The sequence below is a fragment of the Hydrogenophaga electricum genome (assembly GCF_030160815.1).
Taxonomy (GTDB): domain Bacteria; phylum Pseudomonadota; class Gammaproteobacteria; order Burkholderiales; family Burkholderiaceae_C; genus Hydrogenophaga; species Hydrogenophaga electricum.
The window spans coordinates 44306-66498 of the sequence record NZ_BSPB01000022.1; the positions used below are offsets into that span (position 1 = coordinate 44306).

At 67.3% G+C, this 22193-nt stretch carries 22 protein-coding genes and 3 tRNA genes; 10 read left to right on the forward strand and 15 right to left on the reverse strand.

Annotated features, from left to right (window positions below; all coding sequences use genetic code 11):
- Positions 1-32: 32 nt before the first annotated feature.
- From greB to hrcA, 7 genes are all read right to left on the reverse strand, one after another.
- The gene (gene greB / locus QQK43_RS13730) at positions 33-584 is read right to left on the reverse strand and encodes a transcription elongation factor GreB (RefSeq protein WP_284308219.1); all 552 of its coding nucleotides are present in this window, start codon (positions 582-584) and stop codon (positions 33-35) included.
- A gap of 34 nt (positions 585-618) precedes the next feature.
- Positions 619-1647: a DctP family TRAP transporter solute-binding subunit gene (locus QQK43_RS13735; protein ID WP_284308220.1), complete on the reverse strand. Its 1029-nt coding sequence runs from the start codon at positions 1645-1647 to the stop codon at positions 619-621.
- A gap of 49 nt (positions 1648-1696) precedes the next feature.
- On the reverse strand, positions 1697-2995 hold the full coding sequence (locus QQK43_RS13740; protein ID WP_284308221.1) for a TRAP transporter large permease: 1299 nt from the start codon (positions 2993-2995) through the stop codon (positions 1697-1699).
- Positions 2992-3540, reverse strand: coding sequence for a TRAP transporter small permease (locus QQK43_RS13745; RefSeq protein WP_348533533.1), 549 nt, complete (start codon positions 3538-3540; stop codon positions 2992-2994). The genes QQK43_RS13740 and QQK43_RS13745 overlap by 4 nt, the downstream gene beginning before the upstream one ends.
- 213 nt (positions 3541-3753) lie before the next feature.
- Positions 3754-3830 (reverse strand) — tRNA-Arg (locus tag QQK43_RS13750).
- A gap of 72 nt (positions 3831-3902) precedes the next feature.
- A tRNA-Ile gene (locus QQK43_RS13755) sits at positions 3903-3979 on the reverse strand.
- A gap of 64 nt (positions 3980-4043) precedes the next feature.
- A complete protein-coding gene (gene hrcA, locus QQK43_RS13760) occupies positions 4044-5063 on the reverse strand; it encodes a heat-inducible transcriptional repressor HrcA (protein WP_234266665.1) in 1020 nt (339 codons plus the stop codon).
- 98 nt (positions 5064-5161) lie between these two features.
- Between hrcA and QQK43_RS13765 the strand changes: the two genes are divergently transcribed.
- The 3 genes from QQK43_RS13765 to rapZ all read left to right on the forward strand — a co-directional run bounded on the left by QQK43_RS13765 (position 5162) and on the right by rapZ (position 8706).
- Positions 5162-6061, forward strand: a complete 900-nt coding sequence (locus tag QQK43_RS13765) for an NAD kinase (RefSeq protein WP_234266664.1) — start codon at positions 5162-5164, stop codon at positions 6059-6061.
- 71 nt (positions 6062-6132) lie between these two features.
- Positions 6133-7776: a DNA repair protein RecN gene (gene recN, locus QQK43_RS13770; RefSeq protein ID WP_284308222.1), complete on the forward strand. Its 1644-nt coding sequence runs from the start codon at positions 6133-6135 to the stop codon at positions 7774-7776.
- A gap of 3 nt (positions 7777-7779) precedes the next feature.
- Complete coding sequence (gene rapZ, locus QQK43_RS13775) at positions 7780-8706, forward strand: RNase adapter RapZ (RefSeq protein WP_284308223.1); 927 nt, start codon at positions 7780-7782, stop codon at positions 8704-8706.
- On the opposite strand, the gene mutY is transcribed toward rapZ, so the two are convergent.
- From mutY to mutM, 3 genes are all read right to left on the reverse strand, one after another.
- On the reverse strand, positions 8707-9813 hold the full coding sequence (gene mutY, locus QQK43_RS13780) for an A/G-specific adenine glycosylase (RefSeq protein ID WP_370465276.1): 1107 nt from the start codon (positions 9811-9813) through the stop codon (positions 8707-8709).
- Complete coding sequence (locus QQK43_RS13785) at positions 9810-11753, reverse strand: dynamin family protein (RefSeq protein ID WP_284308225.1); 1944 nt, start codon at positions 11751-11753, stop codon at positions 9810-9812. Before QQK43_RS13785 ends, mutY begins: the two co-directional genes overlap by 4 nt.
- 75 nt (positions 11754-11828) lie before the next feature.
- The gene (mutM, locus tag QQK43_RS13790) at positions 11829-12647 is read right to left on the reverse strand and encodes a bifunctional DNA-formamidopyrimidine glycosylase/DNA-(apurinic or apyrimidinic site) lyase (RefSeq protein ID WP_284308226.1); all 819 of its coding nucleotides are present in this window, start codon (positions 12645-12647) and stop codon (positions 11829-11831) included.
- A gap of 118 nt (positions 12648-12765) precedes the next feature.
- On the opposite strand from mutM, the gene QQK43_RS13795 reads away from it, so the two are divergent.
- The 7 genes from QQK43_RS13795 to pth all read left to right on the forward strand — a co-directional run bounded on the left by QQK43_RS13795 (position 12766) and on the right by pth (position 18703).
- Positions 12766-14556 carry a tetratricopeptide repeat protein gene (locus QQK43_RS13795; RefSeq protein ID WP_284308227.1) on the forward strand — a complete coding sequence of 597 codons (1791 nt, stop codon included), beginning with the start codon at positions 12766-12768 and terminating at the stop codon, positions 14554-14556.
- 32 nt (positions 14557-14588) lie between these two features.
- Entirely contained in the window at positions 14589-15071 is a 483-nt protein-coding gene (locus tag QQK43_RS13800) for a lipoprotein insertase outer membrane protein LolB (RefSeq protein WP_284308228.1), read from the forward strand.
- 26 nt (positions 15072-15097) lie between these two features.
- A complete protein-coding gene (ispE, locus tag QQK43_RS13805) occupies positions 15098-15973 on the forward strand; it encodes a 4-(cytidine 5'-diphospho)-2-C-methyl-D-erythritol kinase (RefSeq protein WP_284308238.1) in 876 nt (291 codons plus the stop codon).
- A 90-nt stretch (positions 15974-16063) separates the two neighbouring features.
- Positions 16064-16140: transfer RNA gene (locus QQK43_RS13810), tRNA-Gln, on the forward strand.
- Positions 16141-16227: 87 nt separating this feature from the next.
- Entirely contained in the window at positions 16228-17220 is a 993-nt protein-coding gene (locus tag QQK43_RS13815; RefSeq protein ID WP_234266656.1) for a ribose-phosphate pyrophosphokinase, read from the forward strand.
- 96 nt (positions 17221-17316) lie between these two features.
- Positions 17317-17943 (forward strand): 50S ribosomal protein L25/general stress protein Ctc, encoded by a 627-nt coding sequence (locus tag QQK43_RS13820; RefSeq protein ID WP_234266655.1) that lies wholly within the window; start codon positions 17317-17319, stop codon positions 17941-17943.
- Positions 17944-18019: 76 nt separating this feature from the next.
- On the forward strand, positions 18020-18703 hold the full coding sequence (pth, locus tag QQK43_RS13825; RefSeq protein ID WP_284308229.1) for an aminoacyl-tRNA hydrolase: 684 nt from the start codon (positions 18020-18022) through the stop codon (positions 18701-18703).
- Here the strand turns inward: pth and QQK43_RS13830 are convergent.
- The 5 genes from QQK43_RS13830 to QQK43_RS13850 form a co-directional block, all read right to left on the reverse strand.
- Complete coding sequence (locus QQK43_RS13830; protein WP_284308230.1) at positions 18637-18954, reverse strand: YfhL family 4Fe-4S dicluster ferredoxin; 318 nt, start codon at positions 18952-18954, stop codon at positions 18637-18639. The two genes, pth and QQK43_RS13830, sit on opposite strands and share 67 nt — an antisense overlap.
- A 14-nt stretch (positions 18955-18968) precedes the next feature.
- On the reverse strand, positions 18969-19484 hold the full coding sequence (coaD, locus tag QQK43_RS13835; protein ID WP_284308231.1) for a pantetheine-phosphate adenylyltransferase: 516 nt from the start codon (positions 19482-19484) through the stop codon (positions 18969-18971).
- 63 nt (positions 19485-19547) lie between these two features.
- Complete coding sequence (gene rsmD / locus QQK43_RS13840) at positions 19548-20156, reverse strand: 16S rRNA (guanine(966)-N(2))-methyltransferase RsmD (RefSeq protein WP_284308232.1); 609 nt, start codon at positions 20154-20156, stop codon at positions 19548-19550.
- A gap of 55 nt (positions 20157-20211) precedes the next feature.
- Positions 20212-21558, reverse strand: a complete 1347-nt coding sequence (locus QQK43_RS13845; RefSeq protein ID WP_284308233.1) for a M16 family metallopeptidase — start codon at positions 21556-21558, stop codon at positions 20212-20214.
- 47 nt (positions 21559-21605) lie between these two features.
- Positions 21606-22193 (reverse strand): M16 family metallopeptidase (locus QQK43_RS13850; protein WP_284308234.1); only part of this gene is annotated, 588 nt, incomplete at its 5' end.

Below are 22193 nucleotides of genomic sequence, written 5' to 3' on the forward strand. Positions count from 1 at the left end.
TGATGGGATCGCGTGGCGCAGCGCGCGCCGGCTCAAGGCGCCGGGTACGCCACCGCGAGCACTTCGAGCGCCTGCACGCCGCCGGGCAGCGCCAGCTTCACCGTGTCGCCAACACGCGTTTTGAGCAAGGCCCGCGCCACAGGCGATATCCAGCTGATCTGGCCGCGTGCGCTGTCGGCTTCGTCCACGCCGAGGATGGTGACGGTGGTTTCGTCGCCACCGGCATCGGCGTAGGTGACGGTGGCACCGAAAAACACCTGCTCCCCGCCATGGTGGAGCGACGGGTCCACCACCTCGGCGATTTCCAGCCGTTTGGTCAGGAAACGGATACGGCGGTCGATCTCGCGCAGCCGCTTTTTGCCGTAGAGATAGTCGCCATTCTCCGAACGGTCGCCATTGCTGGCCGCCCAGTGCACGATCTCGACGATCCGAGGGCGCTCTTCGTCCATGAGCTGGAACAGTTCGGCCCGCAGCCGGTCGTAGCCGGCGCGGGTGATGTAGTTCTTGCCTCCCGGCAGCGGCGCAACCGCCGGGAGATCCTCGTCGTCATCGCCGTCCGTCTCTTTGGTGAATGCCTTGCTCACGGTGCTTCGTTGCGCAGCAGAACGGCTCGGATGCTCACTTGGCGTGAGCAGCGACGGTCTTTTCCGCCAGGTTCACCAGATCGACGCCGATCTGGCCCTTCCACTTGTCGACCACCGGTCGCGTGGCCTTGACGAATTCGGCGCGTTCAGCAGCGCTCAGTTCGGTCACGGTCACGCCGTGCGAGGCGATTTCCTTGAGCAGGGGTTTGTCGGCCTCGACCACGCCCTTGCGCGCAATCGCGATCTGCTCCTTGCCGGCCTCGATCGCCGCCTGCTTGACGATTTCGCGGTCGGCCGGCGTCCAGCTGTTCCACACGTCCTTGTTGACGACAAAGACCAGCGGGTCGTTCATGTAGCCCCACAGCGTGATGTGCTTTTGCGCCACGTTGTAGAGCTTGGCCGCCATGTAGACCGACAGCGGGTTTTCCTGCCCATCGACGGCGCCGCTGGCCATGGCCGGCTGCGCATCGGCCCAGCTCATCTGGGTCGGGTTGGCACCGAGGGCGGTGAAGGTGTCGATGAACAGCGGGGAGCCGACCACGCGGATCTTCATGCCCTTGAGATCGGCCGGGCTCTTGATGGCCTTCTTGGAATTGGAAATCTCGCGGTAGCCGTTTTCGCCCCAGGCCAGCGGCACCACGCCGGCCTTCTCCAGCGTCGTGAACAGGCGCTTGCCGACTTCGCCCTGCGTCAGCGCGTCGACCGAGGCGTAGTTGGGCATCAGGAAGGGCAGCGAGAACAGGTTGAGCTGCTTGACCTGCGGCGACCAGTTGATGGTCGAGCCGATGGCCATGTCGATCACGCCCTGGCGCAGCGCGCTGAACTCGCGCGTCTGGTCACCCTGGATGAGCGAAACGCCCGGGTACAGCTTGATGTTGATGCGGCCCTGCGTCTTTTCGCGCACTTTGTTGGCCCAGATCTCGCCGCCCTTGCCCCAGGGGAAGGCCGGCCCCAGCACGAGCGACATGCGGTATTCGGAGCGGTAGGCGTTCTGGGCCATGGCCGGTGCGCTCAGGGTGGCAGCGGCAGCCAGGGAAAGGGTCAGCAGGGTGCGCTTCTTCATGAAAGGTCTCCTCGGGAACGGATGAAAACGCCTCAGGAACCGCCGGGCATCAATAGCCCAGGTATTGAGGCAGCCAAGTGGCCAGGGGCGGCCAGATCATAACCAGCAGCATGCACAGCCCCATGGCCACCAGCAGCCAGCCCACCCAGCGGGAGGTGGCCTCCATGGGCACGCCGGCAATGCGGCTGGACACCATCAGGTTCACCGCCATCGGCGGGGTGAACTGACCGATGGCCACGTTGAGCGTGAGCAGCACACCGAACCACACCGGATCCCACTGGTAGTGGTTCATCAGCGGCATCAGCAACGGCACGAAGATCAGGAAGATGGAAATGCCATCGAGCACCATGCCCGCCAGCACGAGCAGCAGCACGATGAGCAGCAGCACCGCCCATTCGCTCAACCCCGAATGGACGATCGCGGTCGTGACCGGATCGATCACCCCCAGCGTGGACAACGAAAACGCGAAGATGCCGGCCAGCGAGACGACCAGCAGGATCACCGCCGACAGCTCCCCCGATTCCCGCAGGATGTCGAACAGATCGCGCACGCGGATCGTTCGGTGCACGACCATGCCGACGAACAGGCCGTAGAACACCGCAACCACCGCCGCTTCGGTGGGCGTGAACCAGCCTGCCCGCATGCCCCCCAGAATCAGCACCGGCGCCACCAGGCCCCAGGCTGCCTCGCGCAGGCTCTTCCAGAACGGTGGCCGAGGCAGATGGGCTTCCTCGGCACCCATGCGATGCCGGCGCGCCAGCCAGACCGCGGGCACGATGAGCGCCAGCCCCGCCAGCACGCCCGGGATCATGCCGGCCGCGAACAGCGCCGGCACCGATGCGCCGGGTACCAGCACCGAATACACGATGAACGCCACCGAAGGCGGGATCAGGATGTCGGTGGCCGCCGCCGCGCCGACCACAGCCGCCGAATACGGCGCCGGGTAACCAGCGCGTGCCATCGCCGCGATCATCACGCCGCCCACGGCAGCGGCCGTGGCGGGGCCGGAGCCCGAAATGCCGCCCAGGAACATGGCGACCGCAATGGCCACCAGCGGCAGCATGCCCGGCCCCCGCCCCACGATGGACACGGCCAGGTTCACCAGACGCAGCGCCACACCCGACCGGTCGAAGATGGACCCCACGAGCACGAACATGGGAATGGCCAGCAGCGGGTATTTGCCCAGCCCGGCATAGAAGTTCTGCGGCACCGCCATCAGCCCGAACCAGGGAATTTCGGCATTGGCGATACCGATCGCCACGGTACCCGCGAGTCCGAGCGCCGCACCGATCGGCACGCCGATCAGCATGGCGCCGATGAAAAGCACAAACAGCAGGGTGGCGGTCATGCAGCATCCTCCTGGCGCAGCTTGCGCATGAACACCTGCATGGCCCGACCCGCGATCAGGGCGCTGAATACCGGCAGCCAGATGGAATACCACCACTGGGGCACCCCGATACCGGGCGAGGTTTCCTCGTACTGGTAATGGTCCCAGACCACCGGCACACTCAGCACCACGATGGCGATGAACAGCAGCGCCACCATGAGCGCCCCCAGTTGCGCCAGGCGGCGCTGCCGCTGCGCGCTGCCACCGTTGGCGAAGAACTCGATGCGGATGTGCGTCTCCCGCAGCACCGCCGCCGAGCCCCCGACCAGCGCCAGCACGATCATGAGAAAGACGGAGATCTCTTCCGTCCAGGCGAAAGACGCGCTGGTGAAGTAACGCACCAACACGTTCGCAAAGGTGATCAGCGCAAGCGCCACCATGGTGCCGACGACCAGCCAGTCTTCCAGCAGCCTTTTGCGGGGAGCGGCGGCATCGGTGTTGCCGGGTTCGGTCGAGACGGCGGCATTCAGCGCGTCCGACGCAGGTGTCTTCTCATGCAGGGCCATGGTGCGCAGGAGGTAGTCCAGCCAAAAAACGAAGACGCCATCGCTGCCCCCCAGCAGAGAGCCGCGGGACACCATCGCACTTCGCGTGAGACACGGCCCGGGTAGAGAAGCCGTCGCGCAGGGCATCGCGCACATGCCGCGAGAAGTGGTGCGGCACAAAGCAAAACGGGTCAGTCCTTTTGAGACTAACCCGTTGATGCCGAATATAAATTCTGGTGCGGCTGGCAGGATTCGAACCCACGACCCCTTGGTTCGTAGCCAAGTACTCTATCCAACTGAGCTACAGCCGCTGAAGCCTTGCATTGTAGCACGACTTTTTGGCGCCTTTTTCCGAAATGCCTCGGTTTTAAAAAAAACCGGTCTGGTAGGGCGTGTTGGACTTGAACCAACGACCAAGGGATTATGAGTCCCCTGCTCTGACCAACTGAGCTAACGCCCCCTCCGAAGGCCGCGATTGTAAGAGGGCTGCGGCAGCGCCTTGCAGCACTGCCAGACCAAATGCTTCAGCGCCCCTGGCTCAGTGCGTTGCCGACCAGCTTGGCGGTGACGTCGACGATCTGGATCATGCGGTCGTAGGGCATGCGCTGCGGGCCGATCACGCCCAGCGTGCCCAGCACCTGGCCGTCCACTTCGTAGGGGGCCGTGACCACCGACAGGTCTTCGTACGGCACGACCTGGCTTTCACCGCCGATGTAGATGCGCACGCCATCGGCCTGGGCCGACACGTCCAGCAATCGCGCCAGTTGCGTCTTTTGCTCGAACAGGTCGAACATGCGCCGCAGGTTGCCCATGTCGCTGGAGAACTCGGACACCGACAGCAGATTGCGCTCGCCCGCCACCACCACCTCTTCGCGCTGGGCGCCGGCTTCGGTGCCCAGATCGACGGCGGCCTTCATCAGCGTGGCAATTTCGCCGCGCAGCGCATCCAGCTCGGACTTCAGCCGCTCGCGCACCGCGTCCATGCCCAGACCCGAATAGTGCGCATTGAAATAGTTCGCCGCTTCCTGCAACTGCGACTGGGTGAACTGGGTCGGGGTGTGGATGATCCGGTTCTGCACATCGCCGTCGGGGGCAACCAGGATCACCAGCACGCGCCGCTCGGACAGGTTCAGGAATTCGATGTGCCGGAACACAGTGGCCCGGCGCGGGGTCATCACCACGCCGACAAAGTGCGACAGGCTCGACAGCATCTGCGCCGCGTGGCTGATCACCCGCTGGGGCTGCCCTTGTTCGATGCTGCTGGTGCCCAGTTCGGCCACCCGCGGCAACTCGTCGCGATTGACCGTGAGCATGGCATCCACGAACAGCCGGTAGCCACGCGCGGTCGGCACCCGGCCCGCCGAGGTGTGCGGACTGGCGATGAGACCCAGCTCTTCCAGGTCGCTCATCACGTTGCGGATGGTTGCGGGCGACAGGTCCAGCCCGGTGGCCTTCGAGAGCGTTCTCGAACCCACGGGCTGCCCGTCGGCGATATAGCGCTCGACAAGGGCCTTGAGCAGCAACTTGGCGCGGTCATCCAGCATGGTCGCCATTCTAAGGAGCGGGCACCCCGTTGCGGCATCCGGTGCGACAAGGGTTTCCGGCCAGCGCCACCGCGGGTGCGGCATGTTGTAATTTGTCCATGACCGATCCCGCGAAACCCGTCCCCGCCGCGCCACGCTTTGCACACGTGGCCATCGTGGGCAAATACCAGGCCCCCGGCTCGCGCCATGTGGTGGACGAGGTGGCCCATTTCCTGCACGACGAGGGGTGCGACGTCTCGCTCGAACTCGAAACCGCCCAGAACACCGGCCTGACCCAGTACACCGCACTGGACGTGGCCAGCATCGGCCAACACTGCGATCTGGCCCTGGTGGTCGGCGGCGACGGCACCATGCTGGGCATCGGACGGCGCCTGGCCCGCTTCGGTGTGCCGCTGGTGGGCATCAACCAGGGGCGCCTGGGCTTCATCACCGACATCCCGCTCAACGGCTACCGCGAGCGCCTGCAACCCATCCTGCACGGCCATTACGAGGAAGACCACCGCGCCCTGATGGCGGCCAGCGTCTGGCGCGATGGCCGCTGCGTGTTCGAGGCCACGGCGCTCAACGACGTGGTCGTCAACCGCGGTGGGGTGGCGAGCATGATCGAGCTGCGCGTGGAGGTCGACGGCCACTTTGTGGCCAACCAGCGTGCCGACGGCCTCATCATCGCATCGCCCACCGGCTCCACCGCCTACGCGCTGTCGGCGGGCGGCCCGCTCCTGCACCCGACCATCGGTGGCTGGGTGATGGTGCCGATCGCCCCACACACGCTGTCCAACCGGCCCGTGGTGCTGCCCTCGGACAGCGAGATCGCGGTGGAAATCGTCTCGGGCAAGGACGCCAGCGCCAACTTCGACATGCAGACACTCACCAGCCTGCTGCACGGCGACCGCATCGTGGTGCGCCGCTCGCCACATGCGCTGCGCCTGCTGCACCCGGTCGGCTGGAGCTATTTCGACACGCTGCGCATGAAACTCCACTGGAACGAAGGCGCCTGAATTCCGGGCCACAATGGCGGCAAGGGCGGCCCACCGCCCAACCGCCGTTCACCTCTGTTCGACGCCCTGCCATGAGCCTGCGCCGCATCGCCCTGCGCGACTTCGTCATCGTCCCCGCCCTCGACCTGGATCTGCACACCGGCTTCGGCGTGCTCACCGGCGAAACCGGCGCCGGCAAGTCCATCCTCATTGATGCCCTCCAGTTGGCCCTGGGCGCCCGCGCCGACGCCGGCCTGGTCCGCGAAGGCGCGGCCCGCTGCGAAGTGGCGGCCGAATTCGACCGCCCGGCCTCGGTGGTGCCCTGGCTCGATGAGCAGGGTTTTTCGGCAGACGACACCCTGCTGCTGCGTCGGACGATCGACAGCGACGGCCGCAGCCGTGCGTGGATCAACGGCAGCGCTGCCACCGTCACCCAGCTCAAGGCCCTGGCCGACGAGTTGGTCGATATCCATGGCCAGCACGCCTGGCAGAGCCTGACCCGGCCCGACGCGGTACGTCGGCTGCTCGATGCCTATGGCGGCATCGACAGCAGCGCGGCCGGCCAGGCTTGGACCCAGTGGCGCGAGCGCCTGCGTCTGCTCGATGACGCGCAGGCGCGCGAAGCCCAGTTGCAACAGGAAAGCGAACGCCTGGCCTGGCAGATCGCGGAACTCGACAAGCTCGCGCCCCAGCCCGGCGAATGGGACGAACTCAATGCCCGCCACAGCCGGCTCACCCACGCGCAGGCCCTGCAGGACGCGGCCAGCCAGGCGGTCGACTGGCTGGGCGAAGCCCCCGGGCACGCGGCGGGCCTGCTGCACAAAGCCCTGGCCGCGCTGTCGGCCCAGACGCGCATCGAACCCGCCTTCCAGGGACCGGTCGACGCCCTGGAATCGGCGCTGGCACAGGTGGAAGACACCGTGTACACACTGCGTCACTATGCCGGCGACGGCGATCTCGATCCCGCCGGACTGGCCAAGCTGGACCAGCGCCTCTCGCTCTGGGTGTCGCTGGCACGGCGGTTCCGCCGGCCACCCGAAGAACTGCCGGCGCTGCACGCGCAATGGCGCGAGGAGTTGGCGCGGCTGGGCCAAGCCCTCGACCTCGACGCGCTGCGCAGTGCCGAACGCAAGGCCTGGCAGGCCTTCGACAAAAAGATGGGCGCGCTCTCTCGCGACCGCCAGGCCGCTGCCCCGCGCCTGTCTGCGGCCGTCACGCAGGCCATGCAGTCGCTCGGCATGGCCGGTGGCCGCTTCGAAGTCGCCCTGCAGAAGCTGCCGGAACCCCAGTCCCATGGCGGGGAACAGGTGGACTTCCTGGTGGCCGGCCATGCCGGCGTCACCGCCCGGCCGGTCGGCAAGGTGGCCTCCGGCGGTGAGCTTTCGCGCATCGCGCTGGCCATCTCGGTGGTCACCAGCCAGTTGGGGCAGGCCCCCACCCTCATCTTTGACGAAGTGGATTCCGGCATCGGCGGCGCCGTGGCCCACACCGTGGGGCAGATGCTGCGCCAGCTCGGCCAGGACCGGCAGGTGCTGGCCGTGACCCACCTGGCGCAGGTGGCGGCCTGTGCCGACCACCACCTGCTGGTCAGCAAGACCACCGCGGCACAGCAGACCGCCAGCACCGTGGCGCCGATCGTGGGCGAAGCGCGCGTGCACGAACTGGCCCGCATGCTCGGCGGCCATGCGCAGTCGGCGGCCTCGCTGGCCCATGCGCGCGAACTGCTCGGAGCCTGAACCATGTCCACCCCAACGCCCTCCCCCATCGAACTGGTACTCATCACCGGCATGTCCGGCTCGGGCAAATCCGTCGCGCTCACGGCCCTGGAAGACCTGGGCTACTACTGCGTGGACAACCTGCCGCCGGAACTGCTCGACGCGTTCATCGACCTGGAACAAAGCCACCGCGCCCGCCGCGTGGCCATCGCCATGGACGTGCGCAGCGCCGCCGCCCTGCCCGAGCTGCCGCGGCGCCTGGCTCAGCTCAGCCAGCGGCGCGGGCGGCCTGTGCATCTGCGCACGGTGTTCCTGGATGCCACCACCGACACCCTGGTGCGGCGCTTTTCCGAAACACGCCGCCTGCATCCGCTGTCGCAGCCGCGCAGCGACGACCAGCGGCGCGCACTGATCGAGGCCATCGAACACGAACGCGAGTTGCTGGCCCAGTTGCGCGAGCAGGCCCTGGTCCTTGACACCAGCCTGATCCGCGCGGCGCAGCTGCGCAGCCACATCAAGGACCTGCTCGACGTCGGCGCCTCCCCCCTGACCCTGATGTTCGAGTCGTTCGCGTTCAAGCGCGGTATCCCCATGGATGCCGACTTCGTGTTCGACGTGCGCATGCTGCCCAACCCGCACTACGACCCGCAATTGCGCCCGCTGACCGGCCGCGATGCGCCTGTGGCCCAGTACCTCACCTCACAACCCGACGTGCAGCAGATGGAGGCCCACATCCAGGCCTTCCTGACCACCTGGCTGCCGCATTTGCTGCGCGATCACCGGGGCTACGTCACCGTGGCCATCGGCTGCACAGGCGGTCAGCACCGCTCGGTTTACCTGGTCGAACGGCTCGCCGCGCACTTCGCGGCCGACTGGACCACGCGGCTGCGCCACCGCGAGACCGACGCCTGGCCCGTCCCTGCGGACCGCCCGGCGCCAACAGCCCCCTGATCAGCCGCCCGGCGCCAGCGAAGCCAGCAGGCTGCGCACCGGTGCGGGCACGCCGACCGACGCCAGATCGGCCCACGCCACCCACCGTCCCGAGCCGGAAGGCGCGGCGTCACCCGGCCACTCGGCCCACAGAGGATGCAGGCGAAGCTCACGGTGCGTCAGGCTGTGGGCCACCGGCTCCAGGGCCTCCCAAGAGCGCACGGCCGGCAATGCGGCCTGCACCGAGGCCTCATCAGCATGCACCTGTGTGCAGTACAGCCCGGCCCAGATGCCACGGACAGGTCGCGGTTCCAGCCAGACCTGTCGCCCCTCCATGCCCGCCGCCGGCGGGCCTTGGCGCCACAGCACCGCCAGCCACCAGCTTTCATGGCGGCGCAGGGTCTTGCGCGTCACCACCGGATACCGGGTAGGTTGCCCCTGCGCATGACCGCGGCACAGCGGCTGCACCGGGCAGATCTCGCATTGCGGGCGGGTGCGGTGGCACAGGCTGGCCCCCAGGTCCATCAGCCCCTGGGTGTAGGCCGCCATGTCGTCGCCCGCGGGCACGGGTGGCAGCATCGCCTGGGCCAACGCCCACAAACGTTTCTGGTGGGCCGAGGCAGACAGGTCGGCATCGAATGCCAGCAACCGGGTCAGCACGCGCCGGACATTCCCGTCCAGAATCGAGATGCGTTCGCCAAAACAGAAGGCCGCGATGGCGGCTGCGGTGGAGGCACCGATGCCCGGCAGCGTCGCCAGTTCGGTTGAATGGCGCGGAAACACGCCGCCGTGCCGGGCCACCACCTCCTGCGCACAGCGGTGCAGGTTGCGCGCCCGGCTGTAATAGCCCAAACCACTCCACAGCGCCATGACATCGTCGGCCGGTGCGTCGGCCAGCGCGCGCACGTCCGGAAAGCGCGCCAGAAACCGCGGGTAATAACCCAACACGGTGGTCACCTGGGTCTGCTGCAACATGATTTCGGACAACCACACGCGGTAGGGATCGCGGCTGCCCTGCCAGGGCAACCCGTGCCGGCCATGCTGGCGTTGCCAGTCGATCAGTCGCTGCGAAAACCCCGAAGGCAGGTCGTCGTCCACGACCTGCGGTGCATCCACCCCGGCCCTCATGCGGTCGCGGTGTCCCGCACGGGTTCCTGGGGCTGGGTCAGCAGGTGCTCGGTCAGTTCGGCCAGATGGGCATCGGCCACATGCAGATCGGCCTGTTGCCCCTGCAATTCGCGGATCCGGTCGTCCAGACCGCCCGCCGCCTGCTGGATGCGGGACACCGCTTCAATGCGTCGGGTGAAGTTGCGGCGGCGCTCGCGCAATTGCGCGTCGAGCTGAGCCGCTGCGGACTTGTTCCAGAGCTCGATCTCGTTGACCGCGGTTTCGTAGACCACCCGCAAGCGGCTGATCAGCGCCCGCGCCAGGCGCTCGGCAAATTCCGGCTGCGCCAGGCGCAGGGCATTGCCCAGGCTGAGGTATTGCAGGTGGCTGCGCTCGATGGCCTCGAGATCGCGCGCGTACTGCTGCAGTTGCGGTGGCGACGGCGGTTGCAGCGAAAAGCCGTACTCGGCGTTGAGGCTGCGAAAGCTCCCTTCGAGCATGGACTGGATTTCGCCCGCCACCTTGTCGGCGCGCTGAAGGTCACTGCCCAGGCGCTCGAAGGTGTGGTTGTAAGCCCGACGCACCCCGAGCTTGATGCCGGGCTGCTTGAGCGCACGCGCCAGTGCCGACACCTCGTTGCGCAGGTGGGTGTAGCCCAGCAGCGAAAACAGATCCTTGAGCAGGCGCAGGTGCACCGAGCGCACCGCCTGGATCTTGGCACCGCTGGCATCGAAGTCGGCCTGCTCCTGCTCGATGCGCAGACGCATCTGCCGGATCACCCCCACGTTCTTGCCGCGCAGGCCCTCCAGTTCCTGGATCTGTTCGACCAGATCGCGGGCACGCGTGTGAACCAGTTGACCCGTCTCCTGGCGCAGCAACTGGATGCCGCGCGACACGGAAGCGCGCAGGATGCGCCGGCGCTGCTCCAGCATGCCTTGTCCCAGCGCCGTCTCCAGGTCCATCAGCTTGCTGGCTTCGAGCAGCGAGGCGTCGCGACTGATCTTGGCCAGCAGGCCCTTCTGGGCCGAAACCGCGAGCACCTGTGACGGCTGCAAGCCCAGGGTTTCCGCCGAATCGGTGCGCTGGGCTGCGATCTGCAGGTCCACCTGTTCGGGCGAGCTTAGCGCGTCCCACATGGTGTCGATCTTGTTGAGCACCACCAGCCGCGCGTCGATCTCACCATCCTGCGGCGCCAGGTATTGCCGCCAGATCGTCAGGTCCGACTTGGTGACGCCGGTGTCGGCCGCCAGGATGAACACGATCGCATGGGCTTGCGGCAGCAAACTGACGGTGAGCTCGGGCTCCGCCCCGATGGCGTTGAGCCCGGGCGTGTCCAGAATCACCAGCCCCTGGCGCAGCAGCGGATGCGGCAGGTTGATGAGGGCATGGCGCCACTTCGGCACCTCCACCAGCCCGTCCGTCCCCATGGGCGGGTTGTCCTCGGGCAGCTCATCGTTCCAGAAACCGAGCGACTCGGCTTCGTGCTGGCTCACGCGCCGCACCTCCGCGACCTTCTGAATGGCCTTGGCCACCTGCCGGGGGTCGTTGACATCCAGTTCCACGCGCTCCCATTTGTCGGGCGCGTTGCGCCAGTCGAGCAGCGACTGCGGCTGCAGGCGGGTCTCGATCGGCAGCAGCCGCAGGCACACCGGCACCTCGGGGTCGTACCCCAGCTCGGTCGGGCACATGGTGGTGCGGCCGGCACTGGCGGGCATGATGCGCCGCCCGTAATTGGCAAAGAAGATGGCGTTGATCAGCTCGGACTTGCCGCGCGAGAACTCGGCCACGAACGCCACCATGATGCGGTCGTCGCGCACCTGCTGATGCAGTTGCTCCAGGCGCTCGCGCACCCCGGCTTCCATCAGGTCGCGGTCGGTCAGCCATTCGGACAGCAACTTCAGCCGCAGCGCAAACTGTTTGCGCCAGGCACCGTGTTCGTCTAGATCCTGATTGAAGCTCATGGCAGGCAAAAGGTTGGGCCCAATATAGCACCGGTGCGCACCGCCACAGACGGTGCGCGGCGCGGCGCCGGTCACTCAGAACGTCTGGCAGACCGGGCAGAAGAAGGTCGAGCGCTGCCCTTGCCGCAAGGCGCGCACGGGCGTGGCGCAAACCCGGCAAGGCAGCCCTTCCCGCCCGTAGACATGGGCCTCGCGTTGGAAATAGCCGCTTTGCCCATCGGCATTGGAGAAGTCCCGCAGCGTGCTGCCCCCCAGGGCCACGGCGTACGCGAGCACATCGACGATCGCGGCATGCAGCCTGCGGGCCCGCGGCAGGCTGATGCGATCCGCCCGCACCGTCGGGCGAATGCCCGCGAGGAACAGCGACTCCGACGCGTAGATGTTGCCCACGCCCACCACGATGTCGCCCGCCAGCAGCACCTGTTTGATGGGCGTTCGCCGCTGTTGCAAAGCGCGGTGAAACGCCAGTGGGTCGAACCCCGCTTCCAGCGGCTCCACCCCCAACCTGCCCAGCAACTTGACGGCCCGCGCATCCCGCTCGTCAGGCACCCAGACCACGGCACCGAAACGCCGCGGGTCGTGCAGGCGCAGCAGGCCCTTCGACGTGAGCAGGTCGAAGTGGTCGTGTACCCCGGAAGCTGGCAGGCTGTGCGCAAACTGCAGGCTGCCCGACATCCCCAGATGCAGCAGCAGACACCCTCCGTCATCCAACTGCAGCAACAGGTACTTGCCCCGCCGTCCCACGTGCACCACCCGCCGGCCGACCAAAGCATCGGGTGCACACCCCAGGGGCCAGCGCAGTGGTTTGCCCAGCCGAAGCGCCAGCACCTCGGCCCCCGCAATCCGGTCGGCAAAACTGCGTCGCGTGACTTCGACTTCGGGCAATTCGGGCATGGGCAGAAGGCCGCGTCATGGCGGGCCGGCAAGGAAAAGAAAATGGCGGGAGCCGGAACGTTTCGGGGCCCCGCCCCTCTGAAAGGCAGGGGTCCAACCCTTCCATTATCATGACCCGATGAACGCTTCCCGCCCCCGGCCACAGGCCTGCCACCCCTTGCTGAAACCGCTCCTGGCCCTGGCCTTGTCGGCGGCGCTGGTGCCTTCGCATGCCCAGCCGGCGGCACCGCCCGAGCCCCCCTCTCCGGCGGAAGAACCGGAAGCGATTGCCAACTCCGGGCTCACCGCCCCGCTGTTCTATCAGTTGCTGCTGGGCGAGATCAACGCCTTGTCGGGCGATCCGGGAGCCGGCTATTCCCTCATCCTGGACGCCGCGCGCCGGGAGCGCGATGCGAACCTCTACCGCCGTGCGGTCGAAGTGGCGCTGCAAGCCCGTTCGGGCGAGGCGGCCCTGGGTGCGGCCCGCGCCTGGTCTCAGGACATGCCCGACAGCGTGGAAGCACAGCGCTTCGTGCTGCAGATCGTGCTGGCGCTCAACCGCGTGGATGAGGCCGCCACCCCACTCCGGTTCATCATCGAGCGCACACCCGAAGCCCAGCGACTGGAGACGATTCACGCCATCCCCCAGGCTTTCGTGCGGGTGAGTGACAAACCCCGCGCCGTGGCCGTGGTGCGTGAAGCCCTGTCCGGCCTGTTGCGCGCCAGAGGCCCGCAGGCCACGGCCGCCTGGACCACGGTGGGGCGCATGGAAATTGCCGCCAACCAGTTGCCGCAGGCGCTGGTGGCCGCGCGCCAGGCCCACGGCATCGAGCCGGCCTCGCCCTTCCCGGCCCTGCTGGCGCTGGAGCTGATGGAAAAAGGACAACCCGACGCCGAGGCGCTGGTGCTTGATCACCTGCGCCAGGCTCCACCGGACGATGTCTCGGTCAGCCTGACCTATGCGCGCGTCTTGTCCGACCTCCGGCGCAACGGTGACGCGCGGACTTTGCTGCAGGACCTCACTCGCCGGATCCCGACCCTGGCGGAAGCCTGGCTGCTGCTGGGCACCCTGCACGCACAGGACGACCAGACACCACAAGCCCGCGAGGCGCTGCAGAAATACCTCGACCTGACCAGCGCCACCCAGGACGAACGCGCCCGCCGGGGGCAGACCCAGGCCTACCTGCTGCTGGCCCAGATCGCGGAAAAGCAGAAGGACTTTGCCGGAGCCACCCAATGGCTCGACCGCATCGACAACGCCGAAGACATCATGGCCGTGCAAATGCGCCGCGCCTCGCTGCTTGCGCGCCAGGGCCAGTTGCCCGAAGCCCGCGCTTTGTTGCGCACCCAGCCGGAACGCAGCCCGGACGACGCCCGGACCAAACTGGTGGCCGAAGCACAGCTGCTGCGTGAATTCAAGGCCTGGAAAGAAGCCTACGAGGCCTATGGTGAGGCGGTTGCCCGCTTCCCGGAAGGCGAGGAACTGCTGTACGACCAGGCCATGATGGCCGAGCGCATGGGGCAGCCCGACGAAATGGAGCGCCTGCTGCGGCAACTCATCGACCGGCAACCCGATCACCACCACGCCTACAACGCGCTGGGCTACTCACTGGCCGACCGCAACCAGCGGCTGCCCGAAGCCAAACAACTGATCGAAAAAGCGGTCTCGCTGGCCCCTGACGATGCCTACATCCAGGACAGCCTGGGCTGGGTCGAATTCCGCCTGGGCAACACCGCGCGTGCCCTGGGCATCCTGCAGGCGGCCTACCGCAAGCGCCCCGATGCAGAAATCGCCGCCCACCTGGGCGAGGTGCTCTGGAGCCGCGGGCAGCGCGACCAGGCCACCGCCATCTGGCGCGAAGGTCTGCTGCTGACCAGCGACAACGAGACCCTTCTCGAAACCCTTCGCCGCTTTCAGGTACGCCCATGAGAAGACAAGCCCTCGGCCCGGCCCCACAAAGGATGGCCGGGTGGCGATGGCTGCTCGCCACCGGCCTGGCCCTGCTGCTGTCTGCCTGTGCCACCCCTCCCCCCGTGACTTCCGGCCAGGGCAACGCCTGGAACGGCCGGCTGTCCCTGCAAGTGCAGAGCGACCCGCCCGAATCCGTGTCGGCCGGCTTTGACTTGCGCGGCACACCAGAAACCGGCGAGCTCTGGCTCAATTCGCCCCTGGGCAACAACCTCGCGACCCTGCGCTGGTCACCCGCAGGCGCCGAGCTCCAGCGGGGGCAGGAGCGCATCCAGCGCGCCACGCTCGACGCGCTGACGACCGAGCTGGGTGGTGCCGCGCTGCCGGTTTCTGCCCTGTTTGCCTGGCTCGCCGGCCACGACGTCCCGGTCAACGGCTGGCAGGTCGACCTCTCACGGCAAGCCGAAGGCCGGATCACCGCGCGGCGCCTGAATCCGCTGCCGACGGCCGAACTGCGCATCGTCTTCACGCCATGACCGCCCCTTCAACACCGGACAACGCCCTGAGCCAGTTGCGGGATGTCCCGGCTCCCGGCAAGCTCAATCTGTTCCTGCACGTCACCGGCCGACGCGACGACGGCTACCACCTGTTGCAGTCGGTGTTCATGCTGATCGACTGGTGCGACCGGCTCGATTTCACCCTGCGCCCGGATGGCCAGCTCAGCCGGGAGGATGTGGGCCCCTCCCTGCCACCTGACGATCTGTGCCTGCGCGCGGCCCGCGCACTGCGCGAAGCCACGGGCTGCCCCTTGGGAGCGCACATCCGAGTGACCAAGCACCTGCCCGCAGAAGCCGGCCTGGGTGGCGGTTCATCCGATGCCGCCACCTGCCTGCTGGCCCTCAACCGACTCTGGGGCCTGGGACTGAACCGCACGGCGCTGCGCCGCATCGGCGAGCGGCTGGGTGCCGATGTGCCGTTTTTTCTCGGTGGCCGCAACGCCTGGGTCGAAGGCGTGGGAGAGCACCTCACGCCGGTGTCTGTGCCGGCAGCCCGGTTCGCGGTGGTCAAGCCGCCGTCAGGCGCCTCCACGCCGACAATTTTTTCTTCGCCGGATTTGAAGCGCGACACAAAGACTGCTATAATCCAAGGCTTTGCTGCAAACGATAAGTCTGAGCATCCGGTCATTGATTTTCGGCGCATCGCCGAAGCCAGTGGCAACGATCTTCAGCCTGTGGCGCAAGTGCTTTGCCCTGAAGTGGGTGACTGCATAGACTGGCTCCAAAGTCAGGGCTTGCAGGGTCGAATGACCGGCTCGGGCACTGCGGTGTTTGCCCTTTTGCCTACGGCACAGCATCTGCTGCCCGGGCCTGGCAACTGGGTCATCCACGAATGCAGCAACATGGATGTCCATCCATTGATCGACTGGTGCAGCGATTAGAATATCGACCGCCCACCAGCCGAACGGTAAATGGGCACCCAGCGACAGTTTTCGGTGACTTGACGGTTTTTGCCATCGAGCCACCTGCGTAGGGGAGTCGCCAAGTTGGTTAAGGCACCGGATTTTGATTCCGGCATGCGAGGGTTCGAGTCCTTCCTCCCCTGCCAAACCTTTTGATCTGCCATCATCCGCAAGAAGGCCGCGAGACAACACGTTGAGCGGCCTCTTTTTTCGTTGATACAGCTGGAATTCCCATGCAAGCTGGTAACACCTCGCACGTTCAGCCGCCGGACTTCATGATCTTCACCGGCAACGCCAATCCGGTGCTTGCTTCCGAAATCGCCCAGCATCTGAACACCCAGCTCGGTTCGGCAAACGTCGGCCGGTTCTCCGACGGTGAAGTCACCGTCGAGATCACGCAGAACGTGCGTGCCCGTCACGTGTTCGTCATCCAGTCGACCTGCGCGCCGACCAACGACAACCTGATGGAACTGCTCATCATGGTCGACGCCCTCAAGCGTGCCTCGGCCGAGCGCATTTCCGCCGTCATCCCCTACTACGGCTACGCCCGCCAGGACCGCCGGCCGCGCTCCAGTCGCGTGCCGATCTCGGCCAAGGTGGTGGCCAACATGCTGCAGACCGTGGGCGTGGACCGCGTGCTGACCATGGACCTGCACGCCGACCAGATCCAGGGCTTTTTCGACATTCCGGTCGACAACATCTACGCCTCGCCGGTGTTGCTGGGCGACCTGCGCCAGAAGAACTACGAAGACCTGCTGGTGGTGTCGCCCGACGTCGGTGGTGTGGTGCGTGCGCGTGCCCTCGCCAAACAGCTCAATTGCGACATGGCTATCATCGACAAGCGCCGGCCCAAGCCGAACGTGTCGGAAGTGATGCATGTCATCGGCGACATCGAAGGCCGCAACTGCGTGATCATGGACGACATGATCGACACCGCCGGCACGCTGGTCAAAGCCGCCGAGGTGCTCAAGGAACGGGGTGCCAAGCATGTGTACGCCTATTGCACCCATGCCATTTTCTCGGGTCCTGCCATCGACCGCATCGCCAAGGGCTCGGCCCTGGACGAAGTCGTCGTGACCAACACCATTCCCCTGTCGCAAGCCGCCCAGGCCTGCGGCAAGGTTCGCCAGCTCTCCGTGGCGCCGCTGATGGCCGAAACCATCGCGCGCATCGCCTCGGGCGAGTCGGTCATGAGTTTGTTCGCCGATCAGGACAACCTGTTCTGACAGCAGCAAAAAGCCGGTTGCCCTGCCGACAAGACGCGGGCAGCCATTGTCAAACCGAGGCGTTCTGGTCGCGGAACCCCTCACAAGGAGTCAGTCATGCAATTCGTCGCTTTTGAGCGCGCCAAGCAGGGTACGGGTGCGAGCCGCCGTCTGCGCAACACCGGCCGTGCGCCCGGTATCGTCTTCGGTGGCAACACCACCCCCGCCACGATCGAACTCGATCACAACGCGCTGTGGCACGCCCTGAAGAAGGAAGCCTTCCACGCCTCCATCCTCGAGATGGAACTGGGCGGCAAGGTTGAAAAGGTGCTGCTGCGCGATGTGCAGTACCACCCCTTCAAGCCCCAGGTCCTGCACGTGGACTTCCAGCGCGTGGACGAAAAGACCCGCCTGCGCAAGAAGGTGCCGCTGCACTTCGTGGGTGCCGAGAACTCGCCGGCCGTCAAGAACGACAAGTGCCTGGTGAACCACATCGTCACCGAACTCGAAATCGAATGCCTGGCCACCAAACTGCCGGAATTCATCGAAGTCGACCTGAGCACCGCCGAAAAGGGCGCCACCATCCACACGGGTGACCTGAAGCTGCCCAAGGACGTGAAGCTCGTCACCCACGGCCGCAAGGACATCACCATCGCCACCGTCGTCGAGCCGGTGGAAGAAGTGGTGGCCGCCCCCGTCGCCGCTGCTGCCGACGACAAGAAGGGCAAGAAGGGCAAGAAGTAATTCTCGCCACCCGCTCCGCCGCCAGGCATCAAAAGGCCCGCTTCGTGCGGGCCTTTGTTTTGGATAATTCCCCTCCATGATCCGACTCATTGCCGGTCTGGGCAATCCGGGCCCCGACTACGAACACACGCGCCACAATGCCGGCTTCTGGTGGGTGGACGAGGCCGCCCGCCTGCTCGGCGCCCACCTGCAGATGGAGCGCGGGCATTTCGGCCTGGTGGCGCGCGCCAACGCCGCCGGCCAGAGCGTCTGGCTGGTCGAGCCCCAGACCTACATGAACCGCTCGGGCCAGTCGGTGGCCTCGGTCGCCCGCTTTTTCAAAATCGCTCCGGAAGAGGTCCTGGTCGTCCACGACGAACTCGATGTCGCGCCCGGCGAGGTCAAGCTCAAGAAGGGGGGCGGCCACGCCGGCCACAACGGGCTGCGGGACATCCACGCCCAGCTGGGCAGCCCCGACTACTGGCGGCTGCGCATCGGCATCGGCCACCCCGGCAACAAGAACGAAGTGGCCAACTGGGTGCTCAAGAAGCCTTCGCCCGATGACCGCATCGCCATCGCCCAGGCCATGGACCGCAGCCTCAAGGCGTTGCCGCACCTGATCGCCGGCGAGATGGACAAGGCCACCGCACTGATCCACACCAGCAAGCCCCCGCGGCCCAAACCACCCCGGCCACCGCGACCCGTACCCGCTGCTCAGCCGGCCGACGGCGCGGCCGCACCCGCTCCTGGTGCCGAGCGCTCCTCGCCCGCCACGGACTGAGCCGGATCGCCTTGCAGACGCCGGTATTTTTGCCAGAGTGTCTCGCGGCTTTCCTCGCACTGCGGATCGACCGGAATGCACTCGACCGGACAGACCTGCACACACTGGGGCTCGTCGAAGTGCCCCACGCATTCGGTGCAACGGTTCGGGTCGATCTGGTAGAAGTCCGGGCCCATCGAAATCGCCTGATTCGGGCACTCGGGCTCGCAGACATCGCAGTTGATGCACTCGTCGGTGATCATCAAAGCCATGGTCGCCCCCGCGCTCAGGCCTGCAGGGCCTGGGGTTTCAGCCGCTGCGCCACCACCGGGCTGACCATCTGGGCCACGTCGCCCCCCAGGGCGGCAATCTCGCGCACCAGCGTGCTGGAAATGCACTGCAACTCGGCCTGCGGCAAAAGGAACACCGTTTCCACCGCCGGATACAGCTTGCGGTTCATGGCCGCCATCTGGGCTTCGTAATCGAAGTCGGTGAGGTTGCGGATTCCGCGCACCACGGCGCAGGCGCCATGTTCGCGGCAGAAGTCCATGATCAGCCCTTCAAACGGCAGCACCCGCACCGGCAGGCCGGCCAGGGCTTCGCTGGCCAGGGCCATGCGTTCGGCCAGCGAGAACCGCGTCTTCTTGTGGTGGGCGATGGCCACCGCCAGGATCAGTTCGTCGAACAGGCCGGCTGCCCGACGCACCACGTCTTCATGGCCCAGGGTGAGGGGATCGAAGGTGCCGCTGTAGACGGCAATGCGCGCGCCAGGGCCCGCCGGCTGAAGGGTTGCGGAAGTCATGGGGCGATTATGCGGGGTGGGCGGTGTCCCGGAAGCTGTTGCGGTTTCAGCGGCCCGCCGGCCTCATTCGGCCGCCAGCACCCGCAGCAGGTGAAACGCCACCTGCCCGGCCCGCCCGTGGCGATGCAGCTGCAGGCCACGCTGCGCCAGCTCGTCGCCGCTCAAGGCCCGTGGCGCCTCCAGATAGATCAGACCGTTCTCGCCGATGGCGCGGCGTGCCGCGCGCAGGGCTTCGTCGAACAGCGCCTCGTTACCGCCTTCGGCAAAAGGCGGATCGAGAAACACCAGATCGAGCCCCTGCCCCTGGCGCTGCGCCAGGGCCGCCACCCCGTCGCCCCGCTCGACACGCACCCCCGTGGCCTTGAGCTTGGCCAGTGTGATACCCAGACTGCGACACAGTGCGGCGTCGTGCTCCACCAGCACCACCTCGGCCGCGCCGCGCGAGGCGGCCTCCAGCCCGAGCGCGCCACTGCCGGCGAAGGCATCCAGGCACCGCCACCCATCAAGCCGCTGGCCCAGCCAGTTGAACAGGGTTTCGCGCACACGCGAGGGGGTGGGCCGCAGACCGGGACTCTGCGCCACAGGCAGGCGGGTGCGCTTCCACTGGCCACCGATGATGCGCACCTCCTGGGGAGCGCTGGCGGCGGAATGGGGCGGGACGTTTTTTCGCATGCCGCGAGCTTAAGGCACGGCAGCCCGAGTCCGGAGCCGCCAGGCGCTCACTGGGTCAGGGCTGGGCCCCGACCACCACCGTCACCATGCGGTCAGGCTGCAGCACGCGCCGGAAGGCCCGGCGGATGTCGTCCAGCCCCACCCGCTCGATCTGCTGCGTCCAAGTGTCCAGATAGTCCAGCGGCAACCCGTGCCAGGCGATATTGGCCACGTTGTCCAGCAGCTTGCGGTTGCTGTCGATGCGCAACGCAAAACCGTTGACCAGATAGGCCTGCGCCGCACGCAGTTCGGCGGCGGTCGGCCCCTCGGCCACGAACCGCGCCAGCTCGTCGCGCACCACGGCGATGGCCTGGTCGGCCTGGTCGGGCCGCGTCGTCAACCCGACCTGGAAGGCGCCCGCGTGCTGGCCCGGCATGAAGTAGCTGTAGACGCTGTAACTCAGACCGCGTTTTTCACGCACTTCGGTGGTCAGGCGCGAGACGAACCCGCCACCGCCAAGGATGTAGTTGCCCACGAAGAGCGGGAAAAAGTCGGGGTCGTCGCGGCGCATGCCGGGCTGGCCGATCAGGACCTGGGCCTGCGCGGCATCAAACGGCAGGCGGATGTCCTGGGCCGCAGCCAGCGGCGCCACCTCGGGCACGGGGGGCAACGCTTCGCAGCCATGGCCTTGCAGGGCGGCCATCAGCGGGCCGACGATGCGGTCGGCACCCGCACGGTCCACCGCCCCGACCAGCACCACCTGCGCGCGGCAGGCGGCCACGTGGCGGCGGTAGAAGCTGCGTTGGGCGCCGACATCGATGGCGGCCAGCGTGGCCGCCGTGGCGTCGCGCCCATACGGATGGTCACCATAGACCGCCTGGGCAAAGCGGCGCCCCGCCAGGGTGCCGGGCCGCGTTTCGGCTTCGCGCAGGCCAGCCACCAGGCGCTCGCGCTCGCGCTGCCAGACCGCATCGGACCAGGCCGGCGCCGCCAGTTGCCGGGCCGCCAGTGCCACGGCGCGCTCCAGCAACGCGGGCCGGGTGAGGCTGCGCAGCGACACGCTGAAGCGGTCGCCACCCGCGCTGGCGCCGAACGAAGCCCCCAGGTCGGCCCAGGCCTCGGCCAACCGGTTTTCGTCGAGCGCCGGCTGACCGTCACCAGCCAGCACCCCGGCCGACAGCATGCCGGCAGTCGCCCGGGCCAGGCCGGCCTGCTGGGGCGGGTCGCGCCGGCTGCCGCCGTCGACATCGATCTGCACGTCGAGCATGGGAATCGCCGGGCTCTCGACCAGGTAGACCCGCGCGCCGCTGGCGTGCACCCAGTGCTGGATCGGGATGGCAGCGCGCGCAGCGCTCGCCATCCCACCGAGAACCAACCCCATGGCGAGCCAGACCGCACCACGCTGCTTCAAGGCAGATTTCATCAAAGGCACCCACAACAAACACATGGCAGGGACTCCGGCCACCGGCATCAGCCAGCGGTCCCGGTTCGGGACGGTTTCGGGGCATCGGGCAAGGCCGCGGCGGCCGGCGGCTGAGCCGCCCCTTCGGGCACCAGCACCCCGGTGGTCAGGCGCTGGTCGCTGAACAGGCGCCGGGCGACCGACTGCACCTGCTCGGCGCTCACGTTCATCAGGGCCGCCATGAGCCGGTCGCCGGCGTCCGCATCCCAGCCCTGCACCCAGTACTGGCCGAGCTCGCGCGCCTGGTTGAACAGGGCGTCGAGCTTGTAGACCTCCGAGGCCATCCACTGCGTCTTGACGCGCTGCAGTTCGTCTGCCCGCACCCCCTCGGTGGCAATGCGGGCCACCTCGGCCTTCAGGGCGTCGGCCACCCGCTCGGGCGCCACGCCCGCTGCGGGCACCGCCGTCAGCATGAACCGCTGCGGGCCCCGGCCCAGCAGGCCGTAGGAAGCGCCCACGCTGTCGGCCAGGCGCGCACCGCCCGCCTGGCCCTCGCCCTGCACCAGCGAACGCTCCAGCCGCGAGCCGCCGTGCCCGTCGAGCACGGCCGACAGCACCGTCAGCGCGAGCGCGTCCTGGCTGCCGGCGTCCTGCGC

Excerpts from the sequence above, each read along its gene's own strand:
- QQK43_RS13735 (WP_284308220.1), bottom strand. The coding sequence starts at position 1,647 with ATGAAGAAGCGCACCCTGCTGACCCTTTCCCTGGCTGCCGCTGCCACC.
- QQK43_RS13740 (WP_284308221.1), bottom strand. The coding sequence starts at position 2,995 with ATGACCGCCACCCTGCTGTTTGTGCTTTTCATCGGCGCCATGCTGATC.
- QQK43_RS13745 (WP_348533533.1), bottom strand. The coding sequence starts at position 3,540 with ATGGCCCTGCATGAGAAGACACCTGCGTCGGACGCGCTGAATGCCGCC.
- hrcA (WP_234266665.1), bottom strand. The coding sequence starts at position 5,063 with ATGCTGGATGACCGCGCCAAGTTGCTGCTCAAGGCCCTTGTCGAGCGC.
- QQK43_RS13765 (WP_234266664.1), top strand. The coding sequence starts at position 5,162 with ATGACCGATCCCGCGAAACCCGTCCCCGCCGCGCCACGCTTTGCACAC.
- recN (WP_284308222.1), top strand. The coding sequence starts at position 6,133 with ATGAGCCTGCGCCGCATCGCCCTGCGCGACTTCGTCATCGTCCCCGCC.
- rapZ (WP_284308223.1), top strand. The coding sequence starts at position 7,780 with ATGTCCACCCCAACGCCCTCCCCCATCGAACTGGTACTCATCACCGGC.
- mutY (WP_370465276.1), bottom strand. The coding sequence starts at position 9,813 with ATGAGGGCCGGGGTGGATGCACCGCAGGTCGTGGACGACGACCTGCCT.
- QQK43_RS13785 (WP_284308225.1), bottom strand. The coding sequence starts at position 11,753 with ATGAGCTTCAATCAGGATCTAGACGAACACGGTGCCTGGCGCAAACAG.
- mutM (WP_284308226.1), bottom strand. The coding sequence starts at position 12,647 with ATGCCCGAATTGCCCGAAGTCGAAGTCACGCGACGCAGTTTTGCCGAC.
- QQK43_RS13795 (WP_284308227.1), top strand. The coding sequence starts at position 12,766 with ATGAACGCTTCCCGCCCCCGGCCACAGGCCTGCCACCCCTTGCTGAAA.
- QQK43_RS13800 (WP_284308228.1), top strand. The coding sequence starts at position 14,589 with ATGGCCGGGTGGCGATGGCTGCTCGCCACCGGCCTGGCCCTGCTGCTG.
- QQK43_RS13815 (WP_234266656.1), top strand. The coding sequence starts at position 16,228 with ATGCAAGCTGGTAACACCTCGCACGTTCAGCCGCCGGACTTCATGATC.
- QQK43_RS13820 (WP_234266655.1), top strand. The coding sequence starts at position 17,317 with ATGCAATTCGTCGCTTTTGAGCGCGCCAAGCAGGGTACGGGTGCGAGC.
- pth (WP_284308229.1), top strand. The coding sequence starts at position 18,020 with ATGATCCGACTCATTGCCGGTCTGGGCAATCCGGGCCCCGACTACGAA.
- QQK43_RS13830 (WP_284308230.1), bottom strand. The coding sequence starts at position 18,954 with ATGGCTTTGATGATCACCGACGAGTGCATCAACTGCGATGTCTGCGAG.
- coaD (WP_284308231.1), bottom strand. The coding sequence starts at position 19,484 with ATGACTTCCGCAACCCTTCAGCCGGCGGGCCCTGGCGCGCGCATTGCC.
- rsmD (WP_284308232.1), bottom strand. The coding sequence starts at position 20,156 with ATGCGAAAAAACGTCCCGCCCCATTCCGCCGCCAGCGCTCCCCAGGAG.
- QQK43_RS13845 (WP_284308233.1), bottom strand. The coding sequence starts at position 21,558 with ATGAAATCTGCCTTGAAGCAGCGTGGTGCGGTCTGGCTCGCCATGGGG.